Annotated in this window: 13 protein-coding genes; all 13 read left to right on the top strand. The window is 30.0% G+C overall.

Annotation, left to right across the window (positions count from 1 at the left end; translation table 11 throughout):
- Positions 1 to 6 precede the first annotated feature (6 nt).
- The 13 genes from CLOTH_RS01375 (at position 7) to CLOTH_RS01435 (ending at position 11,483) form a co-directional block, all read left to right on the top strand.
- Positions 7 to 2,025, top strand: a complete 2,019-nt coding sequence (locus tag CLOTH_RS01375) for an HD family phosphohydrolase (protein WP_079410455.1) — start codon at positions 7 to 9, stop codon at positions 2,023 to 2,025.
- Positions 2,006 to 2,458 carry an rRNA maturation RNase YbeY gene (gene ybeY / locus CLOTH_RS01380; RefSeq protein ID WP_079410457.1) on the top strand — a complete coding sequence of 151 codons (453 nt, stop codon included), beginning with the start codon at positions 2,006 to 2,008 and terminating at the stop codon, positions 2,456 to 2,458. The genes CLOTH_RS01375 and ybeY overlap by 20 nt, the downstream gene beginning before the upstream one ends.
- Positions 2,459 to 2,462: 4 nt before the next feature.
- A complete protein-coding gene (locus CLOTH_RS01385) occupies positions 2,463 to 3,164 on the top strand; it encodes a diacylglycerol kinase (protein ID WP_079410460.1) in 702 nt (233 codons plus the stop codon).
- A gap of 138 nt (positions 3,165 to 3,302) precedes the next feature.
- Positions 3,303 to 3,920 carry a DUF502 domain-containing protein gene (locus tag CLOTH_RS01390; protein WP_158080435.1) on the top strand — a complete coding sequence of 206 codons (618 nt, stop codon included), beginning with the start codon at positions 3,303 to 3,305 and terminating at the stop codon, positions 3,918 to 3,920.
- A 13-nt stretch (positions 3,921 to 3,933) separates the two neighbouring features.
- Complete coding sequence (locus tag CLOTH_RS01395) at positions 3,934 to 4,329, top strand: cytidine deaminase (protein ID WP_079410464.1); 396 nt, start codon at positions 3,934 to 3,936, stop codon at positions 4,327 to 4,329.
- Positions 4,330 to 4,345: 16 nt separating this feature from the next.
- The gene (gene era, locus CLOTH_RS01400) at positions 4,346 to 5,236 is read left to right on the top strand and encodes a GTPase Era (protein ID WP_079410467.1); all 891 of its coding nucleotides are present in this window, start codon (positions 4,346 to 4,348) and stop codon (positions 5,234 to 5,236) included.
- Positions 5,237 to 5,323: 87 nt separating this feature from the next.
- Entirely contained in the window at positions 5,324 to 5,473 is a 150-nt protein-coding gene (locus CLOTH_RS01405) for a YqzL family protein (RefSeq protein WP_079410469.1), read from the top strand.
- The gene (gene recO / locus CLOTH_RS01410) at positions 5,451 to 6,203 is read left to right on the top strand and encodes a DNA repair protein RecO (protein WP_079410472.1); all 753 of its coding nucleotides are present in this window, start codon (positions 5,451 to 5,453) and stop codon (positions 6,201 to 6,203) included. The genes CLOTH_RS01405 and recO overlap by 23 nt, the downstream gene beginning before the upstream one ends.
- A 10-nt stretch (positions 6,204 to 6,213) precedes the next feature.
- The gene (locus tag CLOTH_RS01415; protein ID WP_079410474.1) at positions 6,214 to 6,732 is read left to right on the top strand and encodes a DUF4342 domain-containing protein; all 519 of its coding nucleotides are present in this window, start codon (positions 6,214 to 6,216) and stop codon (positions 6,730 to 6,732) included.
- Between the two features lie 98 nt (positions 6,733 to 6,830).
- Positions 6,831 to 7,715, top strand: a complete 885-nt coding sequence (gene glyQ, locus CLOTH_RS01420; RefSeq protein WP_079410476.1) for a glycine--tRNA ligase subunit alpha — start codon at positions 6,831 to 6,833, stop codon at positions 7,713 to 7,715.
- Positions 7,708 to 9,777: a glycine--tRNA ligase subunit beta gene (glyS, locus tag CLOTH_RS01425; protein ID WP_079410478.1), complete on the top strand. Its 2,070-nt coding sequence runs from the start codon at positions 7,708 to 7,710 to the stop codon at positions 9,775 to 9,777. Before glyQ ends, glyS begins: the two co-directional genes overlap by 8 nt.
- Positions 9,778 to 9,992: 215 nt before the next feature.
- Entirely contained in the window at positions 9,993 to 10,631 is a 639-nt protein-coding gene (locus CLOTH_RS01430) for a helix-turn-helix transcriptional regulator (RefSeq protein WP_079410481.1), read from the top strand.
- Between the two features lie 21 nt (positions 10,632 to 10,652).
- Entirely contained in the window at positions 10,653 to 11,483 is an 831-nt protein-coding gene (locus CLOTH_RS01435) for a pyruvate, water dikinase regulatory protein (RefSeq protein WP_079410483.1), read from the top strand.
- Positions 11,484 to 11,495: the final 12 nt, after the last annotated feature.

The raw sequence follows: 11,495 nt of genomic DNA on the forward strand, positions 1-11,495 counted from the left end.
GGAAAAATGAAATTTAGGAAATTTTCCCTTGCTCTTTTATTTTTTGTAGTAAACTTCATACTATTGTTTACTTTTTTATCTCCCCAAAAATATCAACTCAGAGTAGGGGAAAGAGCGCAAGAAGATTTAAGAGCAACTAAAGATGTAGAGAACAAGATAGAAACTGAAAAATTAATTAAAAAAGCTGTAGAGAATGTCCAACCTGTTTATAGAGTTAATCCTACAGTTCAGGCTGAAATGAAGGCTGACATAGAAATTGTCTTTGAACAAATATACAAACTGAAAGACAATAATGAAATAGTATTTGAAGATAAGGTAAAATACCTTAAAGAAGAAACTAAAATATCAGATAAGTCTATAACTAAAGCGTTAACTATGGACAAGCAAAGATTAGAATATCTGAAAAAATACATATTTGAAACCATAAATCAAATAATGAACACAGGAATTACAAAAGAAGAAATAGACGCATTGAAAGAAACTATAGCAGAGTCATTTGAAGAAACAGATAAATTTAAATCAGATGAAAAGCTTTTGGGTATAGAGGTTCTTAATTCTTTCTTAAGACCGAACAAATTCTTAGACATAGAAAGAACACAACAAAAGATAGAAGAAGCAAAATCTACCGTAGACAAGGTTATAATAAGAAAAGGAGAATATATAATATACAAAGGTGAAATTATAACTCAGGAAAAAGTAGATATAGTAAACAGTCTAGGCTTGTTAGAAAAAAGAGGTAGAGAAGATTTTCTAGTTAATATAAGTATTGCTGTAATACTTATTATACTAGAATGTTTATTAGCGTTGTACGTTTATGTATTCCACAAAGAACTTATAAAAGATGAGAAAAAATTAATTCTCTTAGCTCTTATAATAACTACAACCCTTATACTTTCTTTGCCTTTAAGTATTATATCGCCATATATAATGCCACTAGTTACTGCAAGTATGTTAATAAGCATATTATTAAATCCAAAACTAGCAATAGTATCTAATGTTTTAGTATCTACAATGGCATATTTAGCTATAGGAGATCAAAATCTATATATTATTTCTTTAGTATCAGGAAGTTTTGCATCATTTGCAAGTTTAGAAATAGGACAAAGAAGAAGTATAATTCTTACAGGGGCAAAGATAGGAATAGTAAATTTCTTTTTAGCACTTTCTCTAGGGTTTATGAGTACTACAAATTTAAGAGAGCTGTTTTTAAATTCTTCACTAAGTCTTTTATCAGGGATATTTGCATCTATATTAGTCGTAGGTAGCTTACCTTTATGGGAATATTATTTTGATGTAATAACTTCCCTAAAGCTGTTAGAAATTTCAAATCCTAATAATGAAGTACTAAAGAGGATGTTAATAGAAACACCTGGAACATACCATCATAGTATTATAGTTGGAAATTTAGCCGAAAGAGCTTGTGATAAAATAGGTGCTAATTCATTGTTAGCAAGGGTAGCTGCATATTATCACGATATTGGTAAGTTAAGTAGGCCTTATTTCTTTAAAGAGAATCAAATTATAATAGAAAATCCACATGATAAAATAATACCTACACTGAGTGCAAAAATAATAAAGGATCATATAACAGATGGATTAGAATTAGCAAAAAAATACAAACTCCCAAAAGAAATAATAAATATAATAAAAGAACACCATGGAACAACTTTAGTAGCGTACTTTTATTACAAAGCAAAAGAAGAAGGGCTTGATATAAAGGAAGAAAGTTTTAGATATGATGGCCCTAAACCTCAAAGTAAAGAATCAGCAGTTGTTATGTTAGCAGATTCAACTGAAGCTGCTATCAGAAGCATAAAAGAACCTACAAAAGAGAAAATAGAAGATATGATACAAAAAATAGTTGATGGAAAGTTAAATGAAAGGCAACTAGATGAAAGTAATCTTACATTAAAGGATGTAGAACAGATAAAAAATGCTTTTCTCGAGGTTATGATGGGAATGTTTCACGAAAGAATAGAATATCCTAAAGAAGGAGGAGAAAGTGATGGAGCTTCTAATAGATAATAGACAAAATAAGATTGATATTGATGATAAATTAATATGTATGATAGAAAATGTCGTTATTGAATCTTTAAGATATGAAGGATTTAGAGAAGATTATGAAGTAAGTTTATCATTTGTAGATAATGAAGAGATACACTATCTTAATAGGGAATATAGAGGTGTTGATAGACCAACAGATGTATTGTCATTCCCTTTATTAGACGATAGTTTTGATATTGAAGAAAAAGCACTAGGAGATATAGTTATTTCCCTGGAAAAAGCATTAGAACAAAGTAAAGAGTATAATCACAGCTTTGAAAGAGAAGTAGCTTTTTTAGTTTGCCATAGTATGTTTCACTTGATGGGGTATGACCATGATACAGATGAAAATACAAAGGTCATGAGAGAAAAAGAAGAAAGGGTGTTATCTAAACTAAATATAGTGAGGGAGTAATAGTATGAGAAAAACTACAATAATAGAGGCTTTTAATCGTGCCATAGATGGAATAATATACACCTTAAAGAATGAAAAGAATATGAAAATACATTATTTAATAGGTGTTATAGTTTTGTTTATGAGTCTCTTTTTTGATATTACAAGACTTGAAATGATAATCTTGTTTATTACAATCTCTCTTGTTGTAATTTCTGAAATGATAAATACAGCTATAGAAAAATCAATAGATCTATTTACTGATAAATATCATGAGCTTGCTAGAATAGCAAAAGATGTAGCAGCTGGAGCTGTACTTATAGCATCTTTAAACTCGGTAGTAGTAGGATATATAATATTTTTTGACAGAATAAATCCTTTATCTCACATGCTTTTGAATAAAATAAGAAAATCAGAAATTCACATAACAGTTATAGCTATTTTGATAGTACTTATATTTGTTTTAGTAGGTAAAGCCTTGACAGGAAAAGGGACACACCTAAGAGGTGGAATGCCAAGTGGTCATTCAGCACTTGCTTTTTCTGTAGCTACTGCAGTAACTTTTATATCTGAAGAAATGTTAGTTTCAACATTAACATATTTACTTGCAGTGCTTGTAGGTCAAAGTAGAATAGAAGCTAAGATACACTGTACAACTGAGGTTATAGTAGGGGCTATACTGGGAATACTAGTAACTATATTCATATTTCAATTAAGTTTCGTTTAATAGAATTTTTAACATTACTTCAAAAATATTTCTTGGATAAAACAAAAATATTTGATATAATGGAAAATGCTCACTCTAAATCCTAGTGGCATTTCAATGAACTTATATTTTAAGGGAAATTGGGGAGGAGGATTGGAAATGAAAAATAGAAAGAATTACGAAAATATAAATTTTACAGACTTAAGAAATATTTTTATAACAGGAACTTTTTCAATTCTTCCAATTGCTATAACCTTGTCTCTTATATTTTGGCTCTTTAACAAAATAGATTCAATATTTAGAGAACCCTTAGAAAAATTTATTGGATTTCCTTTATATGGGATAGGATTTGTAATTACTATTCTATTAATATTTATAACTGGTATATTTGTAACTGATGTATTAGGAAAAAAAATATTCAATTTCCTTGAGGAGATATTGTATAAAGTGCCACTAGCTGGGGTTGTATATTCTTCTGTTAAGCAAGTTACGGAAGCGTTTACAAGCAAAAAAAGGGAAAATTTTAAACATACAGTAATAGTTCAATATCCATCTAAAGGAATATATACATTAGGTTTTATGACATCAGATGTACCAAACTTTTTGAAATGTGAAATGAATGAAGAACTAGCATTTGTATTTATACCTACAACACCAAATCCTACCTCAGGTATGCTTGTTATGGTACCTAAAGAGGATATTATATATTTAGATATGACAGTAGAGGAAACTCTAAAACTTATAGTATCAGGTGGAATCGTAAATGTGAGAGATTAAGGAGGATATAAAAATGGACACAATAAAATTACTTGAAATTGCAGAAAAAGCTAAGGAAAACGCATACGTTCCGTACTCTAAATTTCATGTTGGTGCTGCTCTTTTAACTAAATCTGGTAAAATATACACAGGATGTAATGTAGAGTGTGCATCTTATGGTGGAACAAACTGTGCAGAAAGAACTGCTATATTTAAGGCTGTATCTGAAGGAGATAAAGAGTTTGAAGCTATAGCAATAAGCAGTGATAATCCAGGAGAAACTTATCCATGTGGTATATGTAGACAAGTTATTTTAGAATTTGGAAGAGATATCAAAGTGATAGTTGGAGAGTCAAAAGGAAAACATACAGTATTTACTATAGATGACTTACTTCCTAAGTGTTTTTCAGGAGTAGATCTACAAAAATAATCTAGAAGGTGATAAAGTGAAGTTTAAATCAGGATTTGTAAGTATCTTAGGTAGACCTAATGTAGGAAAATCTACGCTTATGAATAGAGTAATAGGTGAAAAAATAGCTATAATGAGCGATAAGCCTCAGACTACAAGAAATAAGATACAATCTGTATACACAGATGAAAATTTTCAGATTGTATTTTTAGATACACCTGGAATACATAAACCTAAGAATAAATTAGGTGAGTACATGGTAAAAGCTGCTACAAGCACTTTAAACGACGTAGATTTGGTGTTGTTTGTGGTAGATGATTCTAAAACCATAGGACCTGGAGATAGAAGAATTATAGAAGATTTAAAGAAAGTTAAAACGCCTATTATTTTAGTTATAAACAAAATAGATAACCTTAACAAAGAAGAGCTAATAGAAATTGTAGATAACTACAACAAAGAAGGAGTATTTACTGAAATAGTTCCTGTTTCAGCATTAAAAGGAGCTAATGTGAATACTTTGATTGATGTAGTAAAAAAATATATCCCAGAAGGGCCTCAATATTTCCCAAGTGATATGTTAACAGATCAACCAGAAAGAGTATTAGTATCAGAGCTAATAAGAGAGAAAGTCCTTCACTATATCCATGAAGAAATTCCTCATGGAGTAGCTGTTGAGATTGAAACTATGAAGCAAAGAAAAGAAGGAGATATTATAGATATATCTGCTGCAATATATTGCGAAAGAGATTCTCATAAAGGCATTATCATAGGTAAAAATGGTAAGAAATTAAAAGGAATAGGAAAAGCGGCCAGAGAAGATATTGAAAGACTTTTAGGATCTAAAGTTTATCTTCAGCTTTGGGTTAAAGTTAAGGAAAAATGGAGAGAAAGTGAAAACTATATAAGGAATTTTGGATATAGAGAATAAAATTATTATATTTTCCAAAAAACTCTATGTATAGTATTCCCCATCTTACCAAAAATATATTTAAATGGTGAGAGGGGGTTTTTTAATATGCAAAATTTTTTCTGGAATTATTTTAAACAAACAGGAGATATTGAAGCATATCTTTATTTACTTAAACTTAATTCTTCTAATGAGGAAGATTCTGAACATGAAGAGAATACAAGGGAGATAAATGATGCTTACATTAATAAATACTGAAGGAGTAGTTTTAAGAAACAGAAAGTTTGAGGAAGCTGATGCTATATTAACTATATTCACAAGAAAACTTGGCAAAATCTCAGCAGTAGCTAAAGGAGCTAAAAGACCTAAAAGCAATTTATTATCAGCAACTCAAGTTTTTGCTTATTCTAATTTTTCTTTATATAAATCGGCATCTATGTATAAAATAAATCAATGTGATATAAAATACAATTTTTATAATTTATCAAAAGAAATATCTGTACTATCATATGCCTCATATATAACTCAACTAGTAGAAGTTGTAACATTAGAGAATCAAACTAACAACAGACTCTTTGATTTACTTATTAAGACCCTATATTTATATTCAAAAGGAGAAAGAGATTTAGAATACATTACTGCAATATTTGAACTGAAATTTTTGGATTATATAGGATATAAGCCAGAGGTATCAAAATGTGCTAACTGTGGCAATAATAACTTAATAAATAGCAAGTTTAGCGTGATAGAAGGTGGAGCTATATGTGTCAATTGTCAGCAGATAATTACAACTTTACAAAAAATAGATCCAACTACATTAAAATTAATGGAATACATATTGTTAAATGACATAATAATAAGTAGCAAGGCAAAAGTTTCTAAATATCTTATTAAAGAACTAAGAAAAATACTAAAAAGATATTTAGGTGAGTATGTTGACAATTTGAACTTAAAATCATTAAATTTTTTAGAAAATTTAAAAGATTAGGAGTGATTGTATGGATATTACATTAGAAAAAATCGATCAGATTCTAGAGAGAACAGAAGTAAGCTATGCTGAAGCAAAAGAAGCATTAATTAATTCAAATGGAGACGTAATAGAAGCTTTAATCTATCTAGAAAAGAAAAATAAGAAAGTATTTAAAGGAATTAATGAAAAAGGAAATGAATTAATTGACAAATTAAGAGAAGCTCTAAAAAGAGGAAATATAACAAGGGTAATACTAGAAAGAGAAGGAGATGTTATATTAAATCTTCCTGTATCTGTCGGAGCAATAGGCCTTGTTATAGCTCCAGTAGCATCTATAATAGGAGTTTCTGCAGCTATGGTTACTAACTATAAGCTAAAAATAATAAAAGATGATGGTGAGTCTATAGATTTAAGTGAAATAACAGAAGAAAAAATAAATGAAATGAAAGAGAAAATGCATTTTAAAAAGAATAAAGAAGATAAAGATATAACTGAAGAAATAATAAAAGAAGCTAAAGAAGAAGGGCCTATAGACCTTGACAAATAAATGTTAATTTGCTAAATTAAAACTTAAGCATTTAATATATTAGCCTTTCGCAAGGAGCGAAGGGCTTTAATTTTTAAATGTGCAAAGGAGGGAATATGATGAATTTTCAAGATATGATAATTGCCCTTCAAAATTATTGGGCTAAACAAAATTGTATAGTAATGCAGCCTTATGACAGTGAAAAAGGAGCAGGAACTATGAACCCGCAGACTTTCTTAAGGTCACTTGGACCTGAGCCTTGGAAAGTTTGTTATGTAGAACCTTCAAGAAGGCCAGCTGACGCAAGGTATGGAGAAAATCCTAATAGACTATATCAACATCATCAGTTTCAGGTAATACTAAAGCCATCTCCTGAGAATATTCAAGATTTATATCTAGATAGCTTAAGAGCTATAGGAATAAACCCTGATGAGCATGATATAAGATTTGTAGAAGATAACTGGGAGAATCCTACATTCGGAGCTTGGGGACTTGGATGGGAAGTATGGCTTGATGGAATGGAAATAACTCAATTTACATATTTTCAGCAAGTAGGTAGTATAGACTGTGAACTTGAGTCGGCAGAATTAACTTATGGACTTGAAAGGCTTGCTATGTATCTGCAAGAAAAAGACAATGTATTTGACTTAGAATGGACACAAGGGATAAAGTATGGAGACATATTCAAAAAAGCAGAGTATGAGCATTCTGTATATAGCTTTGAAGAAGGAAATGTAGACATGTTACTTAATCTTTTCAATACATATGAAGAAGAAGCTAAAAAGTTAATAGAAAAAGGCTTAGTTATGCCTGCTTATGACTACATATTAAAATGTTCACACTCATTTAATGTATTAGATGCAAGAGGAGCAATAGGAGTAAGCGAAAGAGCAGGATTTATAGGAAGGGTAAGAAATATGGCAAAGCGTGTAGCTGCTGAGTACATAAAACAAAGAGAAGAAATGGGATACCCTTTGCTGAAGGGAGGCAAAAATAATGAGTAAATGCTTATTATTTGAAATAGGTGCTGAAGAAATACCTGCAAGGTTTATAGATAGTGCTTTGAATCAAATGAAAGAAGGGGCAAAGAAGCTATTTAATGAAAATAGACTAGAGTTTGGAGACATAAATGTATATGCAACTCCAAGAAGACTTACTCTTATAGTAGAAGGTCTTGAAGAAAAACAAAAAGATTTGAAAGAAGAAGTTAAGGGACCTTCGAAAAAGATTGCATTTGATAATGATGGAAATCCTACAAAACCTTTAGAAGGATTTATGAGAAGTAAAGGTTTAAAATTAGAAGATTTATCTTTCAAAGTAGTAGGTAAAGAAGAGTATGTTTATGGAACAATAATGGAGCAAGGAAAAGAAACTAAGGAAGTATTAAAAGAAATTCTTCCTAATATAATAAGATCTATAAACTTCCCTAAGTCTATGCGTTGGGGTGGAAAGAATCTAAAATTCCCAAGACCTATAAGATGGATTTTGTCTTTATATGGACAAGATACTATAGACTTTGAAATAGAAGGAATAAAGTCATCAAATATAACAAGAGGACATAGATTCCTTGGAAGCAATAACATAGTAATTAATTCTATAGATGAGTATTCATCAAAGCTTAGAGAAAACTATGTAATATTAGATCAAAATGAAAGAAAACAATTAATAAAGAGTCAGTGCCTTAAAGTTGCAGAAAGCCTAAATGGAAGTCTTATGTTAGATGAAGATTTATTAGATGAAGTTAATTATATAATAGAATACCCAACAGCATTTTATGGAGATTTTAAGGAAGATTATCTAAAACTTCCTAAAGAAGTTATAATAACTCCTATGAAAGAGCATCAAAGATATTTCCCAGTTCTAAAAGAAAATGGAGAGCTTTTACCTAACTTTATAACGGTTAGAAATGGTATAGATTACAAAATAGAAAATGTTAAAAAAGGTAATGAAAAAGTTCTTGAAGCAAGGCTTGCAGATGCATTATTCTTTTACAAAGAGGATACTAAAAAGCATTTAGAAAGCTATATAGATGGACTAAAAAATGTAGTATTCCAAGAAAAGTTAGGAACCATATATGATAAAGCAGTAAGAATAGAAAATCTATCAGATAGCTTAACTGAAATCTTAGGATACTCTAATGATAAGGAAGATATATTAAGAAGTGCAAAACTTTGTAAAGCAGATTTAGTAACAAATATGGTATTTGAATTTACTGAACTTCAAGGGGTTATAGGAAGAGAATACTCTAAGTTATGTGGAGAGAAAGAAGTAGTTTCACAAGCTATATTCGAGCACTATTTACCTAGATTTTCAGGTGATGTACTTCCACAAACTAATGCAGGTATTGTATTATCTATAGCTGATAAATTAGATTCTATAGCAGGATTTTTTGCTATTGGAATTCAACCTAGCGGATCTAATGACCCGTACGCACTAAGAAGACAGGCTTTAGGAATAATAAACATAATAATGGATAAGAATATAGCTATAAGCCTAAAAGATATAGTGATAATGGCCTTAGATAATTATAACAACTTAGAATTTAATGAAGAAAAAGTTGTGTCAGAGATTATAGATTTCTTCAATCAGAGAATTAAGAATCTATTTAATGAGATGGGCATTAGATACGATGTAATAGATGCTGTACTTAGCTTAAATATAGATGATATAGCCAATATGTATACTAGAGCTAAAGAGCTTAACTCATGGATAGAAAAAGCAGAGATTGTAGAAATACTTACTGCATTCAATAGAGTATCATCTTTAGCAGAAAATGCCACTTCGGACTGTATAAATGAAGAATATTTTGTAGAAGCAGAGGAAAAAGCTTTATATGATATGTTCAAAACTGTAAAACAAAATGTTGAGGCTTTAATAAAAGAAAAGAAATATTCTGGTGCATTAGATGAATTTATAAGCTTGAAAGGGCCTATAGATACATTATTTGATACAGTTATGATAATGGATAAAGATGAAAAAATCAAAAATAATAGGCTTGCTCTTTTAAGACAAATAAGCAACACTATGTTGTCTATATGTGATTTATCTAAAATAGTTTATAAATAAAACAAAGCCGAGCTTTTAGCTCGGCTTTATTATAATACATAGGAAATTATGCACTTTAATAAATTGTGGGTAAATCATAATTTACGTAATGTGTTTCAACAAAGTCTTCTTTTTTAAATCTTTCAAAGAGAGACTTTGTTCATAAAAAATATTTACATTCTAAAATCTAAGATATATAATATACTATATAATATAGTATAACACATTTTAAAGAGGTGGTTCCTATCCAGCTAAACAGTAGACAAACGAAGATAATAGATATAGTAAAAGAGCATGAACCGATTACTAGTGAGCAAATAGCTTCCATTCTCGGAGTTACTAGAGCAACACTTAGGCCAGATTTGGCAATACTAACAATGTCGGGAATTTTGGACGCTAGACCAAAGGTTGGGTACTTTTACTCGGGAGTAGATGAGAATAATTTAATTTCTAAAAAAATAAATTCAAAAAATGTAGGAGACATAATGAGTCTACCTATACTTGTTACAGAAGATACCACAGTATATGATACTATAGTTACAATGTTCTTAGAAAATGTAGGAAGTATATTTGTAACGAATAAAGGATATCTATCTGGGGTAGTTTCAAGAAAAGATCTTCTTAAAAATGCAATAGGAGGATCTGAAATAAGCAAAATACCTGTAGGCATAACAATGACTAGAATGCCTAATATAGTTGTAACTTATCCTAATGAAAGTGTAGTAGAAGCTGCAAGAAAAATAATAGATCATGAAGTGGATAGCTTGCCTGTTACAGAATTAGAGATTATAGATGGGAAAGAGCATTACAAGGTAGTTGGTAGAATTTCAAAAACAAATATAACAAGATTATTCTTAGAATTTAGTGGAAGTTAAAGGCATAGTAGGGGGTAATGTATGGAAAGATTAGCTATATACATAATATCAGATTCTCTAGGAGAAACAGGAGAGCAAGTGGCAAGAGCTGTAGTTAGTCAATTTGACATAAAAGACTATGAAGTAAGAAGATATCCATATGTTTTGGATATGAGTTTCCTAAAAGAAATTTTAGGAGAATGCAAAAAAGATAATGCTATAGTGTTATATACGTTAGTTGATTTAGAACTTGCAGACTACGTTAAAGAGTATTGTAAGGAAGAAAATATACCTAATATAGATTTGGTAAATCCAGTAATGGATGCTATAATTTCAAAAACAAATTTGACACCTCTAAGAGAGCCTGGAATTATAAGAAAACTCGATGAAAAGTATTTCAGAAGAGTTGATGCTATGGAATTTGCTGTAAAGTATGATGATGGAAAGGATCCAAGAGGTTTAGCTAAAGCAGATTTAGTTTTGATAGGTATATCTAGAACATCAAAGACACCTTTAAGCATGTATCTAGCAAACAAAAATATAAAAGTTGCAAATATACCTTTAGTACCAGAATCGCCATTGCCAAAAGAATTATTCGAGATACCTTCAAAGAAAATAGTAGGACTTACAAATACGCCTGATAAATTAAATGAAATAAGACAAGAAAGATTAAAAGCTTTAGGACTTTCAAGTAATGCAAACTATGCATCTATGGAAAGAATATTAGAAGAAATAGAGTATGCAGAAGAGATTATGAAAAAATTAGGATGCCCAGTTATAAATGTAGCTACAAAGGCTATAGAAGAAACAGCAGGATTAATTTTAGAAATAATGAAAGAGCATGGTCTTGAACTTTATAAAGATAGAAAATAATTAATATCAGGG

The sequence above is a fragment of the Alkalithermobacter paradoxus genome, assembly GCA_002029295.1.
Classification (GTDB): domain Bacteria; phylum Bacillota; class Clostridia; order Peptostreptococcales; family Peptostreptococcaceae; genus Alkalithermobacter; species Alkalithermobacter paradoxus.

Coding starts and splice junctions, on each gene's coding strand:
- ybeY (WP_079410457.1), top strand. CDS start 2,006: ATGGAGCTTCTAATAGATAATAGACAAAATAAGATTGATATTGATGAT.
- recO (WP_079410472.1), top strand. CDS start 5,451: ATGCTTACATTAATAAATACTGAAGGAGTAGTTTTAAGAAACAGAAAG.
- CLOTH_RS01395 (WP_079410464.1), top strand. CDS start 3,934: ATGGACACAATAAAATTACTTGAAATTGCAGAAAAAGCTAAGGAAAAC.
- CLOTH_RS01415 (WP_079410474.1), top strand. CDS start 6,214: ATGGATATTACATTAGAAAAAATCGATCAGATTCTAGAGAGAACAGAA.
- CLOTH_RS01385 (WP_079410460.1), top strand. CDS start 2,463: ATGAGAAAAACTACAATAATAGAGGCTTTTAATCGTGCCATAGATGGA.
- glyQ (WP_079410476.1), top strand. CDS start 6,831: ATGAATTTTCAAGATATGATAATTGCCCTTCAAAATTATTGGGCTAAA.
- CLOTH_RS01375 (WP_079410455.1), top strand. CDS start 7: ATGAAATTTAGGAAATTTTCCCTTGCTCTTTTATTTTTTGTAGTAAAC.
- CLOTH_RS01390 (WP_158080435.1), top strand. CDS start 3,303: ATGAAAAATAGAAAGAATTACGAAAATATAAATTTTACAGACTTAAGA.
- CLOTH_RS01435 (WP_079410483.1), top strand. CDS start 10,653: ATGGAAAGATTAGCTATATACATAATATCAGATTCTCTAGGAGAAACA.
- CLOTH_RS01405 (WP_079410469.1), top strand. CDS start 5,324: ATGCAAAATTTTTTCTGGAATTATTTTAAACAAACAGGAGATATTGAA.
- glyS (WP_079410478.1), top strand. CDS start 7,708: ATGAGTAAATGCTTATTATTTGAAATAGGTGCTGAAGAAATACCTGCA.